Consider the following 18,808-nt stretch of genomic DNA (forward strand, 5'->3'; position numbering starts at 1 on the left):
GACGGCAGACCTCAGCTCCGGTCCTCCAGGTAGCCGGCGAGGCCCAGGAAGAGGAATATGCCGATGCTCAGCGCGAAGCCGAGCCCGAACAGGACCCAGCTCCAGATCACCATCGTGCGCGCGGCCTCGGGCTCCGTGCGGCTCCTGCCGATCGCCAGGCCCGCCAGGATCGCGCCGGGCAGGCCGAGGATGTTGCAGCACGAGACGAGCGCGAGGAGGTTGAGCACGAGTGAGACGATCGCGTTGGCGCTCGGCCCGTCGTTGCGCGGCGGGGGATAGCCGTACCCGTACCCGTAATGCGGCGGCGGCTGCTCGCCGTAAGGCGCGCCATAGGGCTGGTACGGATAGCCCGACGAATCTTCCTGGCTCATGGTCACCTCCAGACACGTCAACACTTATCACGGAATTGAGAGGTGCCTGACCGCAGTGCACGAACTGGCCATGGATCTCGGCCCCAACGGCCGGCAGGTCCCGCCTTCGAGCTAGAGCCGCGCCCGCAGGGCCTTCCTGTCGAGCTTGAGCACGCTCGTGACCGGGACCGAGTCCACGAACCTCACCTCGCGCGGATACTTCACCCGGCCCACCCGCTCGCGCGCCCACTCGATCAGCTCCTCGGCCGTCGCCGACGCTCCCTGCCTGAGCTGGACGAACGCCACGACCTCCTCCCCGACGCGCGGGTCCGGCCGGCCCACGACGCCCGAGATCACCACGTCGGGGTGCTGGTTGAGCGCGTCCTCGACGTCGCGCGGGAACACGTTGAACCCGCCGCGGATGATCAGGTCCTTCTTCCTGTCCACGATGTAGAGGTAGCCGTCGTCGTCCAGGCAGCCGATGTCTCCGGTCCGCAGCTCTTCGCCGACCAGCGCGGTGCCCTCGGGGTCCGGCTCCTGCTCACCCCAGTAACCCTGCATCAGCGAGTCGCCCGAAACACAGATCTCGCCGACGTCACCGATCTCCATCGCCTCGCCGTCGCCGTCGCGGATGGTGATCGTGTAGCCGGGCAGCGGCAGGCCGACGCTGCCTGTCCTGCGCCTGCCCGGCGGGTTGAACGTGGTGACGGCGCTGGTCTCGGTCAGGCCGTACCCCTCGAGGATCTGCACGCCCGGCATCCTGCGTTCGAACTCCTCCAGCACGTCCCTCGCGAGCGGCGCCGCGCCGCAGGTGAGGTAGGAGAGGTCGGGCAGCGGGTGCGACTCGAGCGGCTCGTCGAGGAGCTGCTGGATCATGGTGGGCACGACGGTGCCGTACTGGACGCGCTGCCCGGCGGCCAGGTCGAGGAAGGCCTTCGGCTCGAACCAGCGCATCAGCACCGTCTGCTGCGGCTCCGTGGCGTGCATCGAGGCCACCGAGATGATCAGCCCGTACGCGTGCGAGAGCGGCACGGGCAACAGGGCGCGGTTCTTCCCCTCCTGGTGGGACATGTCCCAGGCGTCCTTGGCCACTTTCCAGAGTCCCCGGTGGCTCAGCATGACGCCCTTGGCCTTGCCCGTCGTGCCGCCGGTATACATGAGCGCCGCCAGATCGCCCGGGTCCCTGGCCACCGGGCCGCGTTCGGCGGCCCGTTCCAGCTCGCCCGTCTCCACATGAATCGGGATGTCGACGGCGGCGGCGCGTACGGTCTCCGCCAGCTCCGGCGAGGTGACGATCGCGGACGCGCCGCTGTCGAGCAGGATGTGCCGCAGCTCCTCGGCGCCCACCAGGAACACCACCGGCGTCACCACCGCGCCCGCGGCCCAGAGCGCCTGGTAGATCAGCGGCACCTCGGGCGAGGTCGCCATCATCACGACCACCCGGTCGCCGGGCCTGATCCCCGCCTCGACGAACCCGCCGCACATCCGGCGTGCCCGTTCGGCGAGCGCGTGGCTGCGATGCCAGACTCCCTCGTAGAAGATCGCGTCGTGGTCGTCGAATCGGCCCCATGACTCCTCGGCCAGTCGGCCCAGCGTCTGCTCGGTCATCACATGCCCAACCTGATGCGATCAAGGTGGCGCAGTCAACCCTTGACTCGCCCCAGTGGACAGGGCTCGGCTGGGGGGTAAATAGCGACAAATCGCCTTTTATGGGTATTCGTGTTTTCTTGCTGGCCTGGATCGTGCGATGGTTGGAGATCTAGGTTCCGTGGGGTCCGCCAAGAGCGATGGAGGGCATGATCGACATGTCCTGGTCAGTGGCTCTGACTGTTACGTTCGCGCGAAACCCCTGTTCGGAGCCGCTTCGTGACGCTGTGCGATCGGCCCGTATTAGCGAAAAAACTTGTTAGGCGAAGATATTTTCTGTAGAAAAGTTTCCAGTCAACCCTGGGGTGACTTTCGTGACCGAAACGCCTGAATCGGGCGAGATCGATCTCGACGACAGAGCGCTCCGCCAGCGCCTCAAAACGGTCTCCGACTTCGTACGGTCGGTCGCCGCGCCGGTCACCAGAGACCTCAACAGGCGGGAGGCGGACGCGCTCCTGCGCTCCTACCTGGAGCCGGACTGCTTCCCCGAGGCGGTGCGCCGGCTCTCCATCCGCCACCTGCTCGTTCTCGTGGGCAAGGAGGAGTCGGGCAAACGATTAGGCGCCATGGCCCTGCTCTCCCGCATGTCCCTGGCCGACGGCGCGATCACCGTGCTGTCGCCCGCCCGTACCGCCGCGGAGCTGCTGTCCAGGATCGAGTACGAGCCGGGCAGGGCGTACCTGCTGCACGACTGGATCGCGGCGAGCACCGACAGGATCGAGCTGGTCAACCTGGCGCGCAAGCTCGCCGAGCAGGGCTCGTACCTGGTCATCACCAGGAACGGCGCGCTCTCCGAGTCGGCCGAGGTGGAGCAGCCGTGGTCCGCGCCCGATCCGGGGGAGCTGTTCGACTTCTGCCTCAGCACGTACGGCGTGCGCGCGAGGCGGCCCCCCGAGGAGCTCGCCCGGGCCAGGGACCTGGCGCTGACCCTGCCGACGCCGGCCGAGGTCGTGAGCCTGGCGCGGGCCGAGGAGCCGGTGGGGGAGGAGGTGGCCGCCTGGTTCGACACCAAGCCGCCGCTGCACGAGGTGCGGGAGGCGGCGGCGCTGGCGTTCCTGCACCGGGTTGCCGAGCCCGTCTTCGAGCAGCAGTTCGCCCGGCTCGAGCAGATCTGCCAGACACATGAGAAGCGCGGTCCCCAGCCGGCCGGGGCTCCTCATCCCTTGATCGGCTCCACTGAGGGGCTGGCCGGCTTCCTGGCGCCGCATCACCGGGGGCAGGTGCTCGCCGAGCTGGCCGGGCGGTACGGGTTCTGGCTGTGGCAGCCGTTGCACGAATGGGTACGGTCGCTGGCCTTGGAGGGGCCCGACGTGTCGGTACGGGCTTCGGAGGGCGTGGCGGTGCTGGCGGCGTACTCGCTGGGGCAGGCCCGCGAGGAGTTCCTCGAGGTGTGGGCACGGGGCGCGGGCGCGGAGCGGCTGGCGGCGGGGAACGCGCTGTCGTACATGTGCGCCGACGACACGCTCGCCCCCGAGGCGCTGAGGCTCGCGCTGGCCTGGGCCGACGACCCCGCTGACCCGCGGGCCACGGCGGCGGTGGTGGCGCTGGGCGGCGGGCTGTCCGTCCGGTACCCGGCCGACTCGCTGCGCCACCTGCGGCGGCTGGCATGCTGCGACGAGCCCGTGGCGAGGGCGGCCAAGGGGGCGCTGGCGCTGCTGCTCAAACAGGCCGCCAAACGCGACGACGCGCACGCCCGCACGCTGATCGCCCTGGCCGCCACTACCGCCACGGGCCCCTGACCTGGCATGGTCCGCGCAGAGGTCAGAGGCCGGCGACGCCGGTGATGCGGTGGAGGGCGAAGCGGTGGACGGCGGCCCGGGTCTCGTCGTACGCGGTCAGGTAGCCGCCCTCCATCCGGGCCGGCTCCAGGATGCGCGAGGTCGCGTTGCCCTGCGAGTCGAGGTAGCCGATCCACACGCGTACGCCCTGCTTGATCGCCTCCTGCAGGGCCGAGATGGTGGCCGTCGCGGGCCCGCGCGGCACCTGGCCGCCCGGCGCTTCGACGGGCTCGCGCCGCGCCAGGTGCGCCGCGTCGCCGGCCCGCAGCGCGCGTACGGCCGCCGCCGCCACCTCGGGATCCAGCCCGTTGCCTGAGGAGACGGTACGGACGGGCGCAGGCCCCTCGGTACGGCGGCTGTCGAGCTGCGAGATGATCACATCGCCGTCGAGCGACTCGGCCACGGGCGCGTACCCCATGGCACGCAGCGAGTCGACCAGCGCCGCCCTGGACGAGCGGGAGGCGATCACGGTGGGGGCCAGCCGGCGCAGCCGCAGCGCGGCGGAGCGCCGGTCGGCGGTGATCTGGTCGAGCAGCGCGGGGTCGTCGCAGCGGATGTACGCGCTGGCGGTGCCCACGCGGATGCGGCCGTGGCGCCTGGCCACGTCTGTCACGAGGTACGACAGCGCCTGCGGCACCGGCGTGGCCGAGTGGCGGGCCAGCATCGACACCAGCTCCTCGCCTCCGTGCCCGGCGTCGAGCGCCCGCCGGATGGAGCTCTCGCTGAACCGGTAGACCGTCGCGCCGCCCTTCGACTCCACGTCGGCGGTGAGCGTCATCCAGCGGTTGAGCTCGCTCGTGAGCGGCCCGGGCGCGACGGCGGTCAGATCGGCCTGGAGCAGCACGTGATCGACGGGCTCGGGCAGCAGCGGCGCCAGCGCCTCCGCCGGCTCGCCGCCCTCGAGCAGCGCCCGCCCATGCGCCGACAGCGCACCCAGCCCCGTCACGCCCACCTGCTCGGCCTCCCGCAGCGCGAACTCGGTGAGCCGCTCCCGCAACGGCCCCCGGCGGCGCGGTTGCTCCCACGCCAGCCGTTCGAGCACGGAGTCCCGTGCGGGCGCGAGGCCCGGCGCGGCGGCCAGCACGCCCAGCGTGGCCGCCCTGACTCCGGGCGCGGAGGCGCGGCGCAGGTCGGTGTGCAGGGCGTTGAGCGGCCTGTCACGCTCATCCCGCTCTCCCACCAGGCCGGGCACGCGGTCCATGTGCAGCCACGTGGTCGCGAGCGTGACCCACCGGTCGGCGGTCGCCCTGACCCGCCACAGGTCGTAGCCGGAGGTCGGCAGCCACTCGCCGTCCACGCCGCCGCCGGCCGCGATCAGCCCGGCCGCGTACGCGACCTCGATGACCAGTGCCGCCACCCACTCGGGCACGTCCAGCTCGCCCGCCGTGCGCTTCAGATCGCGCACGCCGAGGCCGCCGGTACGCAGCACGCCCGGCGGATCGACACTCCACCGATCGCAGAGCTCCTCGACCGACCTGACGAACGAGAACGCCTGCCCGGCCGCCGTTCGATCGGCCAGGTCCTTGTCACGCGTGGCGCCTTCGAGCGGCGGGGGAACGGCCAGCAGGCCGCGGTGCACCCGGCCGCCGCGCAGGTAGAGCCCCACTTCGCGGGGAAGCGTCACGCTCTCCTCGCCCGTGGCCGCCAGCAGCCCTCGGGCCAGCAGCTCCTCGATGGGCGAACGGGCGGACGCCACGCGTACCTCGCGCCTGGCGTTGGGCACGCGGCCGGTCGGCGGGCCCCAGGCGAGCTGCTCGAGAGCGCCCCTGGCCTCCGGCGAGACGGACTCGACGAGTGCGGCGGGCTCGGCCAGCGCGGCCGCCAGCCGTTCCTTGCCGGAGCCCCGGGTGTCCGGCGCGATGTCGTCGGCCATCTCGTCGAGCTGCTCCGGCGGGTGGTGCCGGAACGCGTCAACCGCTCTGGGCCCCAGCCCGGCCGGGTCCTCGAGCACCTTGCGCACGCCGGGGCCCAGCTCGAGCGCGTCGTCGGGCCCGTAGACCAGCGCCAGGTCGCACAGCCTGTCGAGCGCCGCCGACAGCGCGGGCTCGGCGTCGCCCCCGCCGCCCGCCGTGCCGGGCTCGCCGCCGGCGGGCAGGGCCGCGCTCACGAGCTCGCGCAGCCGTTCCTTGGCCACCGGCCCGTCCTGTACGGCCAGCGTCTCCACGACGGCGAGCGTGAAACGGTCGAGCCGGTCGAGCACCCTGCCGATCGCCGACGGGCTGCCCGCCCGCGACGCCAGCCCCTCCAGATGTGCGGGCACCGGAGTGATCAGCTCGGGCCGCGCGGAGACGAGCGCCCGTAGCTGTTCGTCGGTGCGCCCCCTGATCCACTCCGTGAACTCCATCGTTGCCATGGTATGTCCCCCCTGATTGGGGCAGCATTGCTAGACGTGATAGAGCGCGCGGACCAGCTCGTGCTGAACTACGTCTCCAGGGCGGCCGATGCCGCCCACGGCGTGCTCAGGGCCGACCAGCGGCTCGACTTCGCCAAGCGGCTGCGGGCCAGGATCGAGGTAGAGCGGCGCGGCAGCCAGAACGCCCGCGAGGTGTCGAAGGTGCTGGCCAGGTTCGGCGACCCGGTGGCCCTGGTGGAGCGGGAGGCCCGCAGGCTCGCCGAGGCGGGCGTCCCCACGAAGCGCGACCCGGCGGCGGGCGTCGCCGGGGCCGCGGCTGAGACGCCGCCACAGCGCGCCGCGGCGCCCGAGCAGCGTCCGGGGACGCTTGAGTCGGGGTCGGCCCTGCGCCAGGAGGCGGGCTCCACGATGCGTTTCCCCACGATCGTGGACGACGGTGACGTGCCTCCGGGCGTGCAGGCGTACCGGAGGATCGCTCAGGAGAGTCTCGGCAGGCGGCCGGGCCGGGGGCTGCCGTTCGCGGGACTGCGCAGAGTAGCCATGCGCAGCGCGAACCCGATGGCGACCGGCGGCAGGGATGCCAGGACCATCGTTAAGGAGCACTCGCGCGAGACCGCCGCGATGGCCATCCTCGTGGTGGCGGCGTTGCTGCTGCCGTTCGACCTGCCGCCGGTGGCGATCTTCGAGGTTCCCGTGCTGGTGTGGGCGGCCGGTGCGGTGATCGTGCTGTTCAGCGAGAGCTGGAACCTGCGTGACAAGCTGCTCGGGATCGGCGCGCCGCTGCTCGGCTACTCGGTGGGCGGCGTGCTCGTCGGGGGCCTGCGGGTGGGGAGCGAGCCGGGGCTGCAGGCGTTCTTCACGCAGTTCTACGACGTCAGCGGCACGATGTTCATGATCGGGACCGGGCTGGGCGTGGTGTGGCTGGCCTACCGGCTGCTCGACGTCAGCTGACGGGCGCGGGGCTTGGCAGGAGGCCGACCGCCAGGCGTACCCAGGCGGTGACGAACTGGTCCTTCTCCGCGTAACCCGGCAGCTCGCCCACGGTCTCCTGGAACAGCCGGTAGTGCACCACGGCGCCGCCGAGCACCGCCGAGATGCCCGTCCAGTCGAGCTCGACGTCCTTGTACTCGGGCTGCGCCCTGAACCAGGTCACGATCGCGTCGAACATGGGCTGCAACAGCCCCTCCCGCACCACGGCGACCAGCTCGGGGAACTGGCTGAGGTCGCGGAAGAACACCCGCGTCAGCTCGGACTCCTCGCGCACCTTGGCCAGCCCGGCGCGGCACACGTGGGACAGTCGCTCCTCCAGGTCCACCGACGCTTCCATGGCGCTCAGCTCGGCCAGGCTCTCCGCCACCTGGCTCCTGGTACGGCTGGCGTGCTCGTTGATCGCCGCGGCCAGCACCTCGTACTTGGACTTGAAGTGCCTGTAGAGCCCCCCGGCGCCGGGGGACAGCCCTGAGGCGGCCTCGATCTCCGCCACGGAAGTGGCGGAGTAGCCCCGCTCGGCGAACAACCGCAGGGCCTCATCGATGATCCGCTCACGGGTTGATCTGGTCATGTCTATCCTGTTACCTCCGCATAGAGAGTAGTCGTTACTGCAAGTAGCGGGGGCTGCGGTCATGGAGCGGCACGCCGGATCAGACCCGCGAGCGCGGAGCCGATGATCAGCCAGACGACCGCGGCGAGGCCGTAGTTGACCAGCGTCGTCCAGCGCGGGTCGGCGAGCTCGAACAGGTTGGCCAGGCCCAGGGCCAGCGACGCGGCGAGCGACTCCACGAACTGGTACCAGGCGTTGGCGGGGTTGGCCTTGAACACCGTGAACACCGCGTACAGCACCACGACCAGCGCGGCCAGTCTGGAGGCGACCTTGACCACGTAGGCCAGGGCCGACACGGTCCGGCTCCAGAGCGTCACGGTCGGGCCGCCCGGCCTGGCGGGCCTGTGCGGGCGGGGCGGGGCGGAGGAGGCGACGAGCCGGTCTCCGACATGTGGCGGCTTGGGGGTGTCAGTCACAGCCGCTCCTCTCCGATAAGTAATTCCTTTCATCCCATTCCTACGGTCCCACAACAAGGGGTGTCAGAGGGGGGCGCCGTTACGTGTGCTTGGGTGCCGTTTGGCATCCTGCACATGTGACGACTTCGGTGGGATTCGACCTTGACATGACATTGGCGGACACGCGAGAGGGTATCGCTGCTGTTTTCGACGAGCTGGCCGTGCGTTTGGGGGTTCCCATTGACTCCGCGGCAGTGGTGAGCAGGCTGGGGCCGCCGCTGGAGGTGGAGCTGGCCAACTGGCTGCCTGCCGAGGAGGTCGCGGCGGCCGCCGACCTCTATAGGGAGCTGTATCCGGAAATGGGGGTTCCGGTGCACACGGCCATGGCGGGGGCGTACGACGCGATCGAGGCCGTACGCGCCCGCGGCGGCCGGGTGATCGTGGTGACGGGCAAGAACCTGCGGGACGCCATCGGCACGGTCAAGCTCCTCGGCCTCGCCGTGGACGAAGTGGTCGGCTCGGTTTTCGGTGCTGCCAAGGGTTCGGCACTCGCGCGGTTCGGCGCGGCGGCTTATGTTGGTGACCATGTCGCGGACATCGAGGCGGCACGTGCGGGCGGCGCCGTGAGCGTGACAGTCGCGACCGGCCCTTACACGGTGGGAGAGCTGCGTGAACACGGAACAGATGTGGCGCTGGCCGACCTGACCGAATTCGCCACCTGGTTCGCCGGTTGGCGCAAGCATGATGAACTCCGGTAATTGTTCGGGATTTACCCGGTCGCCCTGGCGCGCTCAGGGGCATAACCTACATCCATCCATCTTTTCGACTGTTTGAACGAGGTCCTCCTGTGCCGAGTGGCAAGGTCAAGTGGTACGACGCCGACAAGGGTTTCGGCTTCCTCACCCGCGACGACGGCGGTGAGGTCTTCGTGCATTCATCCGCGCTGCCCACCGGTGCTGCCCCGCTCAAGCCCGGCCAGAAGGTCGAGTTCGGGGTGGCAGAGGGACGTCGTGGCCAGCAGGCGCTCTCGGTGCGGATTCTGGAGCAGCCGCCGACCCTGGCCAAGACCAAGCCCAAGGGCAAGCGGAAGAAGCCGGACGAGATGGTCGTCATCGTCGAAGATCTGATCAAGCTGCTCGACGGCGTCTCGACCTCGTACCAGCGGGGCAAGCACCCGGACTCGGCGCACGCCAAGAAGATCGCGCAGGTGCTCAGAGCCGTCGCCGACGACCTCGACGCCTGAGGAGGCCACGCCTTCGGCCGCCACAGGCGCGCATCCGACGCCGCGCATCGCACTCCGCACCCGCGCCGCCGCGTCGTGCCTGCGCCGCGTCGGCGGGTCGGCTGTGCTCGAAAGGGCGGCTCAGCCGTTGGGGTTGGTGAGGGGTTTGGTCGGGTCGAGGGTGTCGGCCCGCTGCGGGTCGCGCCCGCCGGCCTCGGCGCGTTCCCTGTGGAGCTTGGCGTCGGTCGCGCGCACGCGCTTCCGCCTGGAGATCAGCAGCCAGCCGAGCGCGGCCGTCAGCGCGACGGCCAGTGTGACCAGCCCCGCCAGGCTGCTCTGGCTCAGCGACAGCACCAGCCCGACCAGGCCGCCGAACACCCAGGCGAGCTGGAGCACCGCCTCGACCACGCCGAACGTGGACGAGCGCACCTCCTCGCCGATCTCCCGCTGCACGATCGCGTCGAGCGCCAGCTTGCCCAGCTCCTGCGCGAAGGCCGTGACCAGCGAGATGGCCAGCGCGGTCCACAGGCCGAAGAAGATCGCGCTCACGATGCTGGTCACGACGGTCACGGCCAGCGTGACCAGCACGATGACCTGCGGAGCGTGGTTGCGCGTCCAGTTGGCCACGGCGGCGCCGACCAGACCGCCCAGCCCGGCCGCGGCCGCCAGCAGCGCGATCGTCTTGGGGATGTCGAAGAACGGGTCCTGCGCCCCCGCGGCCAGCCAGGGCACCGCCCTGTCCTGCACCAGGAACAGCAGGAAGAACAGCAGGAACCCGGAGAAGACCCGGAGCGCCACGTTCGCCCAGACGGCCTCGGCGACGGCGGGGCCCACCTTGAGCAGGGTGCGCCACCGGGGCGCCGCGCCCTCCTCCTCCAGGTCAGGTGAGTCGATGTGGCGCGGCAGGCGTACCGCGACGACTCCGAGCAGCAGGAAGCCCACCATCGCGACGCGCAGCACCATCGCGCTGCCCAGCCAGGCGGTCAGCCCCGCGCCGATCGGCACCGCGATTCCCGCGGAGACCAACGTGAACAGCGCCACCCGCGCGTTCGCCGACACCAGCGTGATGTCGGCGGGCAGCACGCTCGGCATGATCGCCGCTCGCGACACGTTGAACGCCTTCGACAACACCAGCACGCCCAGCGCCCCGATGAACAGCGTCGGCAGGTCGCCAGGCCCCACCGCGGCGGCCATCGCGAAGCAGAGCAGCCCCCGCCCGAACAGCGTGCCCGCCATCACGTAGCGCCGCCCCGACCTGAACCTGTCGAGTATCGGCCCCACGAAGGGCGCGAGCAGCGCGAACGGCAGCATGGTGATGACCAGGTAGAGGGCCACCGAGCCGCGGGCCTCGCCCACGGGCACGCCGAAGAACACCGTGCTCGCCAGCGCCACCGTGACCAGGGCGTCGCTCGCGCTGTTGCCCGCCGACAGCTCGATCAGGCGGCCCAGCCCGGTGCGGTCGGCGCCATTGGCGTATGTGAGGCGGCGCGTCGCTTTGCCGACTTTTCGCGCACCTTTTGCCGTGGCCCTGCTCGCCCTGGCCGTGCCGCTGGCCGTGGCCCGGCTCGCGCGCGCAGTCGCCCGCCCCGCGTCGGCGACGCCGCGCGCCACCCGCCGCGAGACCTCACGTGCCCGGCCCCAGCCTCCCTCCACGCCTACCAGTCTTACCCGATTAGTCCGCGATCTCGGAGCCGGATCCCACGTTGTGGGCGTCTCAGGTCCGCCCATGGGTGAGAATGAAGTGTGAGCGAACAGCACCTTTCGGCGGAGGCCGCCCGATGAGCCGCACCAGGGCCCGCGTCTCCGCTCCCGACCAGGCCTGTGTCGCCGCGGTCGATCTGGCGCGCGCCGCGGCAGAGGAGCTCGCGCGTCCGGGGGAGCCCGGCGAGCACCTCGGCTTCGAGAGCGAAGGCGACCGGATCGTCACCCACTACTTCGCCTGTCTCGACAAGGCCTATCGCGGCTGGCGCTGGGCCGTCACCGTCACGCGCGCCTCGCGGGCCAAGAAGGTCACGGTCAGCGAGGCCGTCCTGCTGCCCGGCTCCGGAGCGCTGCTAGCGCCCGAGTGGCTGCCGTGGAGCGAGCGGCTGCGCCCCGGCGACCTCGGCGTGGGCGACCTGCTGCCGAGCCCGGAGGACGACGACAGGCTCACGCCCGGTTTCACCGACACCGACGACGATGCCGAGCAACAGGCGGTTTTCGAGTACGGCCTGGGCCGGGCCCGTGTGCTCTCGGCCATCGGCAAGGACCGGGCGGCCAGGCGCTGGCACTCGGGCGAGCACGGGCCGCACACGCCGATCGCACACGCCGCTCCCGCGCAGTGCTCCACCTGCGGCTTCTACTGGCTGCTCGCGGGTGGCTTGCGGCAGATGTTCGGGGTCTGCACCAATGAGTACGCGCCGGACGACGGCAAGGTCGTGGCCGCCGATCACGGCTGCGGCGCCCATTCCGAGGCCGCCGTGCTGCCGCCGACCGTCGAGCAGGCCATTCCCATCCTCGACGACCTGGGCTACGACCTGATGGAGGAGGAGGCGGCGGGCTCGGTCGACGAATCCGCCACCGAAGAACTCGGCCACTCCTGATCGCGAAGGCCGCTACCCTACGCCTGGCCTCAACCTCTCAATCAGGATCGTGATCGATGACGCTCGACAACTCTGGCACCTACGGCACTGACCGGATGCGAGCCGCCGTCCTGTCCGCGTGGACGGCCTCGCCCGCCAGGTTCCGCGAAGACGCCAACGCCGAGGAGGACTTCGCGCTCGGCGGCTACCGCGACCGGCTGATCGTCGAGCTCGCCCAGAACGCCGCCGACGCGGCCCTGCGTGCGGGCGTGCCTGGGGTGCTGCGGTTGACGCTCGAGGGCGACGTGCTGACGGCCGCCAACACCGGCGCCCCGCTCGACGCCACCGGCGTGGAGGGCCTGTCGACGCTGCGGGTCTCCGGCAAGCGCGACGAGATCGGCGCGGCGGGGCGGTTCGGCGTCGGGTTCGCGGCGGTGGTGTCGGTCTGCGACGAGCCGTCCATCGGCTCGCGCGGGAGCGGCGGGGTCCGCTGGTCGCGTGCGGAGACCTCCGCCGCGGTGTCGGAGATCCCCGCGCTCGTGGGCGAGCTGGCCGACCGCTCGGGGCACGTTCCGCTGCTCAGACTGCCGTTCGACGCGCCGCCGCTCGACGTGCCCGAGGGTTTCGACACGCTCGTACGCCTGCCGCTGCGCGACCAGACCTGCGTCGAGGCGGTCCGCCGCATGCTGGCCGAGACCAGCCCGGCGCTGCTGCTCGGCATGCCGGCGCTGGAGAGCATCGAGATCGACCTCGACGGGTCCGTACGCACCGTGGCCGCCGACGGCTGGCACGTCGTGTCGGAGTCGGGGGAGTTCACGCCCGAGGAGGTGAGCCGGCTCTTCGCCGACCGGCCCACCGAGGAGCGCGCCCGCCCCTACTGGTCACTGCGCTGGGCGGTTCCGGTCACCGGCAGCGGCGAGCCGGGGCCGCTGCCCGCCACGGTGCCGCCCGTCGTGCACGCGCCCACGCCCAGCGACGAGCCGCTCGACCTGCCCGCGCTGCTGATCGCGTCGTTCCCGATGGCCACCGACCGGCGCCACTTCGCCAAGGGGCCGCTGGCCGACTTCCTGGTCGAGCGGGTGGCCGACGCCTATGTGCGGCTGCTGCGGGAGCTGCCGCGCACGCCCAAGCTGCTCGACCTGGTGCCGTCCCTGATGGGCAAGGGCGAGCTGGACGCCAGGATCCGCCGTGCCGTGCTGGCCAGGCTGCCCTCGACGCCGCTGCTGCCAGCGCTGTCCGCGCCCGCGCCCGCCGTGCAGACGCCGTCTTTCGCCGACGCCGAGGTCTACGAGCCCGACGCCGAGTGGCGGGTCGAGCACCCCGCGCGCGAGCCCGACGGCGACGGGTGGGTGGTCGCCGGCCGTGAGGCGGCCGTGGTGCCGTCCGGCACGGGCGAGCTGCTTGCGGCGGTCGCCGACTTCGTGCCCGGGCTGCTGCCCGCCGGGTGGCCCGCCAGGCACCCGGCCATGGCCGCGCTGGGCGTGCGCCGGGTCGAGCTGGCCGACGTGGTCGATCTGCTGTCGGGCGAGGCCGTCGAGGCCCGCGAGCCGTCGTGGTGGCGTTCGCTCTACGAGGTGCTGCCCGCCGACGACCCCGAGTCGCTGGGCGCGCTGCCGGTGCCGCTGACCGACGGCCGGCTGGTGCGCGGGCCGCGCGGCACGCTGATCATCACCGACGGCGGGGCGGAGCTGGACCTGACGCCGCTGGGGCTGCGCATCGTGCACCCCGAGGCGGCCCACCCGGCGCTGCTCAGGCTGGGGGCGGCCGAGGCGACGCCGCGTACGATCCTCGAAGACCCGCTGACCAAGGCCGCCGTGGCGCAGTCGCTCGACAGCCCCGACCCCGAGCCGGTGGCGCGGGCCGTGCTGTCGCTGGTGGAGGCGTCGGCGCTGGCGCCGGGGGAGGCGCCGTGGCTGGCCGAGCTGGCCCTGCGCGGCGCGGACGGCGAGCTCTACCCGGCCGGGGAGCTCATGCTGGCCCACGGGGCGCTGGCCGGGCTCCTGGAGCCTGACACGCATCTCGGGGTGGCCGCTGCCGAGCTGGAGGAGGAGTACGGCGCGCGGGTGCTGGCGGCGGCGGGCGTGCTCGACGGGTTCGCGGTGGTGCACGAGGCCGACGTGCTGCTTGACCACGACGACTGCGACCACGACCTCGACGGCGAGGACGACTGGCTCGACCACGTGCTCGACCTGCTGCCGGAGCTCGACGTGCCGCCGCTGGTGCCGGAGTTCGTGGCGGTGCGCGACCTGGAGCTGGTGGCCGACTGGGCGGCCGCTCTGGAGCTGCTGACCCGCCCGCCGCTGCGTGCCGCCCTCCACCCGCTGCGGGTGGCCGGGGTGGAGGTGCCCTCCTATACGGCGTGGTGGCTGGCCAACCACCCGGTGCTGGGCGGACGCAAGCCCTTGGCGCTGCGGCTCCCCGGGGCCGACCCGCTGCTCCAGGGCCTGTACGAGGACGCGCCCGCGGGCCTCGACGAGACGGCCCTGTCCATGCTGGGCGTCCGCACGACGTTGTCGGAGCTGCTCGCCTCGCACGGCGGGCCCGAGGAGCTCCTTGACCTGATGGCCGACGACTCCGTCGAGGTGGACCGGGCGCAGCTGCGCGCCCTGTGGATCGCGCTGGCCGCCGTGGATCCTTCTCGAGTGGCGCCGCCGTCCCGGGTGCGTGCGGTGCTGGAAGGCGCCATCGTGGTGGCCTCCGCGGACGACGCCGTGGTGGTGGAGGCGCCCGACCTGCTGCAGCTCGTGGCCGGCCGGCCGCTGGTGCTGGCGCCGTACGATCTGGCGGAGTCGCTGTCGGAGCTGCTGGACCTGCCGCTCGCCGGCGAGCTGACGTCTGGCGAGGTCACCTCGCAGGGGCAGGTGCGTTCCGTGCCTGCTGAGGTGCTGGCCCTGCTGCCCACGGCGCCCTCCACCTATGTGGAGCACGAGAAGCTGCTGGTGGCCGGGGTGGAGTGCGCCTGGCGCTTCTTCGAGGGCATGGTGCACTGCACGGGGCTCGACGGCCTCGCGCGCGGCCTGGCCTGGGCGACCGGCCAGTGGAACGACCGCCTCGCGGTGGCGGCCCTGCTGCGCGACCCCGCCTCGGTGCCCCTCCTTCTCGCCGAGTCCGACCTGTCCTGACGACGCGGTTCCTGCCCCGGCGCTCCCTTCACGGGCGCAGGGGCAGCTCGTCGAGAATCGACTCGGCCAGCTTCGCGGCGGTGGGCCCGTAGCGGTGGGCCAGCGAGTGGAACAGCGTCTCGGCGCGGATCGCCGGCCAGTCGGCGGGCAGGTGCTCGGCGGGGAGATGCGGGTCCTGGCGTACGAGCTGGAGCCAGTCGGTGTGCAGGAGCAGCTGCCTGGCCAGGTCGTCGGCGGCGGGGAGCGGGTGCGGCGTGTCCCAGCGGTCGAGGAAGGCCCGGTAGCGTGCGGCGATCTGATCGGTGTCGAACGCCCGGCGGACGAGGTCGGCCGACTCCGTCGGCTTGAGCGCCCGAGCCTGGAGCACGGTGACGTTGTCGCCCAGCCCGAGCGGGGCGAGCGTCGCCTCGATGTCCTTCGTGCCCGGCGCGATCCACAACCCGCCCTGCAGGAGCCCGAATCCGGCCCAGATGAGCTGGGAACGCAGGTCATGGCGGGTGCTGCGCTCGCTGCCGGGCAGGGAGAAGCCGACGAGCGTCCAGGTGCCGTCCCAGCCGCGGTTGACCGCGCCGGTCTCCCAGACCCGCCTGCGCCCGTCGTCGAGCACGTCGACGGCGTGCGGGGTCAGCCCGAAGTAGACCTTCTTGCCCTGGCGGTGCCTGGTCAGCAGGTCGCGCTTGGCCATGCGGGTGAGCGTCGAGCGCACCGCCTCCTCCGAGACGCCCAGGCGGGCGAAGACGTCGATGACGCTGCCCGAATAGACCGCAATGTCACGCCCCAGCACGTAGATGCCCAGAAAGCTGAACATCAGAGACTGGGGGCGCTGCGACGGAAGCAGCGGCTGGTCCTCGAGCTCCACAGGCAAGAGCTTGAACTCCTCTCCACCGTGTGAACGGTGGAGATTCTTCCCGTCACCCTCAGGTGCGGGGGTTCGCGCTTCACCGACCCGGGCAACCCCGAGTCTCCACGCGCTGTCACCGCCGTTCCGGCGGCCTTGCTGTACCGACAAGGACACGATCTCCCGATGGGCTTGGCTATCGCCTTCCCGTTCGATCACTCGAACCATACCCACAGTGGCCGAGATAGTGCAAGAAGTTACGGTCAACGGCACGCTCGCGCCCCAGGGGGCACTCACGCGGGCCTTCACCTCCCGCCTAAAGGACTCTGCTGAGAAATTCACCTATCAGGCCGAAGCGTGACTGTCTGTCGCGCATCGTTGTGGTGACCGAGTGGCTGGCCGGATGCGGGGAAGCGCCGGGTCCGCTCTTTGCCGATGACCGTTTCGCTGAGGCGTTTTGCCGTCGGGGTCGTCCCGCGATCTCCCCTGGAGCGCTGGCGCTGGTGTCGATGTTGCAGTATGCGGAGGGGCTGACCAACCGGCAGGGCCGCTGACCAGGTGCGGGCCCGTATGGCTTGGAAGTTCCTGCTCGGGTTGGAACTGGACGATCCCGGATTATGTTGGGCAGAACTTTGACCGCAGTCATGAAAGTGACTTACATTCAGGGGGTCGGCAGAAGCCTGAGGTGTTCGGGGTGAAATAGATGGATTTGTCGGGCAAGGTGGCCGTGGTCACCGGGGCCGGGCGCGGCCTCGGGCAGGCGTACGCGCGGGCTCTGGCCGCCGCCGGCGCGGCGGTCGTCGTCAACGATGTGGACGCCGAGGCGGCCGCCCAGGTGGCCGGCGCCGTCGCCGCCGCGGGCGGCAGGGCCGTGGCCGAGGCGGGTGCGGTCGGCGGGAGTGAGGTCGCCCAGCGGCTCGTGGAGACCGCGGTCAAGGAGTTCGGCCGGCTCGATGTGATGGTGACCAATGCCGGGATCCTGCGGGACCGGGTGCTGTGGAAGATGTCCGATGAGGACTTCGACAAGGTCGTCGAGGTGCACCTGCGCGGCACGTTCACCTGCGCCCGCGCCGCCGCCGTGCGCATGCGCGAGCAGGGCGAGGGCGGCCGCCTGATCCTCGTCTCCTCGCCGGCCGGCCAGCGCGGCAACTTCGGCCAGACCAACTACGCCGCCGCCAAGGCCGGCATCGTGGCCATGGCCCGCACCTGGGCCATGGAGCTCGCCCGGTCGAACATCACGGTGAACGCCGTCGTCCCGGTCGCCGCGACCGAGATGACCAGGACGATCCCCGTCTTCGCGCCGATCCTCGAGGAGGCCGAGCGCACCGGCGTGCCGCTGCCCGCATGGCTGCGCAGGGACGAGGGCCTGGGCACGGTCGAGGACGTCGCGGGCCTGATCACGTTCCTCGCCTCGGACGCCGCCCAGGACATCACCGGGCAGGCGATCGGCATCGGCGGGGACCGGCTGGCCCTGTGGGCGCACCCGAAGGAGAAGGCGGTGGCCCTCGCCGACGGCGGCTGGAGCGCCGACGCGATCGCCGCGCAGTGGCGCACGGGCGTGGGCGCCGACCTGGAGACGTACGGCATCCCCGCCCCGAAGGGACCCTCGTCGTGAAGCTCGATGAGCTGGTCGCGATCGACGTCCACACCCACGCCGAGGTCTCCAGGGACGGGCACGGCTCGCTCAGCCCGGAGCTGTTCGGCGCCTCCGAGGAGTATTTCGGCTCCCACCAGCGGCCCACCATCGCGCAGCTGGCCGCCTATTACCGGGAGCGGAAGATGGCGGCCGTGGTGTTCACCGTGGACGCCGAGCACGCCACCGGCCATCCGCGCATCTCCAACGAGGAGATCGCCGAGAGTTGCAACGAGCACGCCGACGTGCTGATCCCGTTCGGCAGCGTGGACCCGTGGAAGGGCCGGGCGGGCGCCAGGGAGGCCCGCCGTCTGGTGGCGGAGCACGGCGTGCGGGGCTTCAAGTTCCACCCCAGCATCCAGGGCTTCTCCCCGAACGACCCGATGGCCTATCCGCTGTACGAGGTCATCGAGGAACTGGGCGCGATCGCGCTGTTCCACACCGGTCAGACCGGCATCGGCGCGGGCGTGCCAGGAGGCGCCGGCATCCGGCTGAAACACTCCAACCCGATGCTGGTCGACGACGTCGCCGCGGACTTCCCGCACCTGAAGATCATCCTGGCTCATCCGTCGTTCCCGTGGCAGGACGAGGCGCTCGCCGTCGCCACCCACAAGCCGTCCGTCCACATCGACCTGTCCGGCTGGTCGCCGAAGTACTTCCCGCCGCAGCTCGTCCGCTACGCCAACTCGCTGCTCCAGGACAAGGTGCTGTTCGGCTCCGACTATCCCGTGATCACCCCGGATCGCTGGCTGGCCGACTTCGCCAAGCTCGACATCAAGCCCGAGGTCCGCCCCAAGATCCTCAAGGACAACGCCGCCCGCCTGCTCGGCCTCACCCCCAAGGAGCTGCCATGACCACCATCGCGAACGGCCTGGAGGCGCTGAAGGGCCTCGCCGGGAAACACCTCGGCCGCAGCGACTGGCTGGAGATCACCCAGGACCGGGTGAACACCTTCGCCGATGCCACCAACGACCACCAGTGGATCCACGTCGATCCGGAGAGGGCGAAGGACGGCCCGTTCGGCGGCACGATCGCCCACGGCTACCTGACCTTGTCCCTGCTCATCCCGCTGTTCAACGAGCTGCTCGACATCCGGGGCGTGCAGATGAGCATCAACTACGGGCTGGAGAAGGTCCGTTTCCCGAGTCCGGTCAAGGTGGGCGCCAAGATCCGCCTGGCCGCCACGGTGGCCGAGGTCGAGGACGTGCCGGGGGACGGCGTGCAGATGCTGCTCGACTTCACCGTTGAGATCGACGGCGTGGCCAAGCCCGCGTGCGTCGCCCGCGCCGTCTACCGGCACTACGCCTGA

17 protein-coding genes are annotated in these 18,808 nt (G+C 71.4%); 10 read left to right on the plus strand and 7 right to left on the minus strand.

Going from position 1 to position 18,808, the window contains the following annotated elements; translation table 11 throughout:
- Window positions 1-11: 11 nt before the first annotated feature.
- Together ABN273_RS13485 and ABN273_RS13490 are read right to left on the minus strand one after the other, a co-directional pair.
- A complete protein-coding gene (locus ABN273_RS13485) occupies window positions 12-371 on the minus strand; it encodes a hypothetical protein (RefSeq protein WP_349449079.1) in 360 nt (119 codons plus the stop codon).
- A gap of 111 nt (window positions 372-482) precedes the next feature.
- The gene (locus ABN273_RS13490) at window positions 483-1,958 is read right to left on the minus strand and encodes an AMP-binding protein (RefSeq protein WP_349449080.1); all 1,476 of its coding nucleotides are present in this window, start codon (window positions 1,956-1,958) and stop codon (window positions 483-485) included.
- Between the two features lie 353 nt (window positions 1,959-2,311).
- Here ABN273_RS13490 and ABN273_RS13495 point away from each other — a divergent pair, with 353 nt between their 5' ends.
- On the plus strand, window positions 2,312-3,736 hold the full coding sequence (locus ABN273_RS13495; protein ID WP_349449081.1) for a hypothetical protein: 1,425 nt from the start codon (window positions 2,312-2,314) through the stop codon (window positions 3,734-3,736).
- Between the two features lie 22 nt (window positions 3,737-3,758).
- Here the strand turns inward: ABN273_RS13495 and ABN273_RS13500 are convergent, their stop codons facing one another.
- Window positions 3,759-6,119, minus strand: coding sequence for a helicase-associated domain-containing protein (locus ABN273_RS13500; RefSeq protein WP_349449082.1), 2,361 nt, complete (start codon window positions 6,117-6,119; stop codon window positions 3,759-3,761).
- Window positions 6,120-6,164: 45 nt separating this feature from the next.
- On the opposite strand from ABN273_RS13500, the gene ABN273_RS13505 reads away from it, so the two are divergent.
- Window positions 6,165-7,079, plus strand: coding sequence for a hypothetical protein (locus tag ABN273_RS13505; RefSeq protein WP_349449083.1), 915 nt, complete (start codon window positions 6,165-6,167; stop codon window positions 7,077-7,079).
- On the opposite strand, the gene ABN273_RS13510 is transcribed toward ABN273_RS13505, so the two are convergent.
- Together ABN273_RS13510 and ABN273_RS13515 are read right to left on the minus strand one after the other, a co-directional pair.
- A complete protein-coding gene (locus tag ABN273_RS13510) occupies window positions 7,072-7,689 on the minus strand; it encodes a TetR/AcrR family transcriptional regulator (RefSeq protein ID WP_349449084.1) in 618 nt (205 codons plus the stop codon). The two genes, ABN273_RS13505 and ABN273_RS13510, sit on opposite strands and share 8 nt — an antisense overlap.
- A gap of 59 nt (window positions 7,690-7,748) precedes the next feature.
- On the minus strand, window positions 7,749-8,144 hold the full coding sequence (locus ABN273_RS13515) for a hypothetical protein (protein WP_349449085.1): 396 nt from the start codon (window positions 8,142-8,144) through the stop codon (window positions 7,749-7,751).
- Between the two features lie 128 nt (window positions 8,145-8,272).
- Between ABN273_RS13515 and ABN273_RS13520 the strand changes: the two genes are divergently transcribed.
- Complete coding sequence (locus tag ABN273_RS13520; protein ID WP_349449359.1) at window positions 8,273-8,881, plus strand: HAD family hydrolase; 609 nt, start codon at window positions 8,273-8,275, stop codon at window positions 8,879-8,881.
- A gap of 89 nt (window positions 8,882-8,970) precedes the next feature.
- Window positions 8,971-9,366 carry a cold-shock protein gene (locus ABN273_RS13525; RefSeq protein WP_349449086.1) on the plus strand — a complete coding sequence of 132 codons (396 nt, stop codon included), beginning with the start codon at window positions 8,971-8,973 and terminating at the stop codon, window positions 9,364-9,366.
- A 120-nt stretch (window positions 9,367-9,486) separates the two neighbouring features.
- Here ABN273_RS13525 and ABN273_RS13530 read toward each other — a convergent pair whose 3' ends face one another.
- Window positions 9,487-10,998 (minus strand): MFS transporter, encoded by a 1,512-nt coding sequence (locus ABN273_RS13530; protein ID WP_349449087.1) that lies wholly within the window; start codon window positions 10,996-10,998, stop codon window positions 9,487-9,489.
- Window positions 10,999-11,123: 125 nt separating this feature from the next.
- Here ABN273_RS13530 and ABN273_RS13535 point away from each other — a divergent pair, with 125 nt between their 5' ends.
- Together ABN273_RS13535 and ABN273_RS13540 are read left to right on the plus strand one after the other, a co-directional pair.
- Window positions 11,124-11,927 carry a DUF3027 domain-containing protein gene (locus ABN273_RS13535; protein WP_349449088.1) on the plus strand — a complete coding sequence of 268 codons (804 nt, stop codon included), beginning with the start codon at window positions 11,124-11,126 and terminating at the stop codon, window positions 11,925-11,927.
- A 56-nt stretch (window positions 11,928-11,983) separates the two neighbouring features.
- A complete protein-coding gene (locus ABN273_RS13540; RefSeq protein WP_349449089.1) occupies window positions 11,984-15,028 on the plus strand; it encodes a sacsin N-terminal ATP-binding-like domain-containing protein in 3,045 nt (1,014 codons plus the stop codon).
- 28 nt (window positions 15,029-15,056) lie between these two features.
- Here ABN273_RS13540 and ABN273_RS13545 read toward each other — a convergent pair whose 3' ends face one another.
- Window positions 15,057-15,887, minus strand: coding sequence for a PaaX family transcriptional regulator (locus tag ABN273_RS13545; RefSeq protein ID WP_349449090.1), 831 nt, complete (start codon window positions 15,885-15,887; stop codon window positions 15,057-15,059).
- A gap of 362 nt (window positions 15,888-16,249) precedes the next feature.
- Between ABN273_RS13545 and ABN273_RS59445 the strand changes: the two genes are divergently transcribed.
- The 4 genes from ABN273_RS59445 (at window position 16,250) to ABN273_RS13565 (ending at window position 18,808) form a co-directional block, all read left to right on the plus strand.
- The gene (locus ABN273_RS59445) at window positions 16,250-16,420 is read left to right on the plus strand and encodes a transposase (protein ID WP_502911016.1); all 171 of its coding nucleotides are present in this window, start codon (window positions 16,250-16,252) and stop codon (window positions 16,418-16,420) included.
- A gap of 149 nt (window positions 16,421-16,569) precedes the next feature.
- A complete protein-coding gene (locus tag ABN273_RS13555) occupies window positions 16,570-17,481 on the plus strand; it encodes an SDR family oxidoreductase (protein ID WP_349449091.1) in 912 nt (303 codons plus the stop codon).
- Window positions 17,478-18,353, plus strand: a complete 876-nt coding sequence (locus tag ABN273_RS13560; protein ID WP_349449092.1) for an amidohydrolase family protein — start codon at window positions 17,478-17,480, stop codon at window positions 18,351-18,353. The genes ABN273_RS13555 and ABN273_RS13560 overlap by 4 nt, the downstream gene beginning before the upstream one ends.
- Window positions 18,350-18,808: a MaoC family dehydratase gene (locus ABN273_RS13565; RefSeq protein ID WP_349449093.1), complete on the plus strand. Its 459-nt coding sequence runs from the start codon at window positions 18,350-18,352 to the stop codon at window positions 18,806-18,808. Before ABN273_RS13560 ends, ABN273_RS13565 begins: the two co-directional genes overlap by 4 nt.

The organism is Nonomuraea sp. B19D2, from assembly GCF_040137845.1.
Lineage (GTDB): Bacteria > Actinomycetota > Actinomycetes > Streptosporangiales > Streptosporangiaceae > Nonomuraea.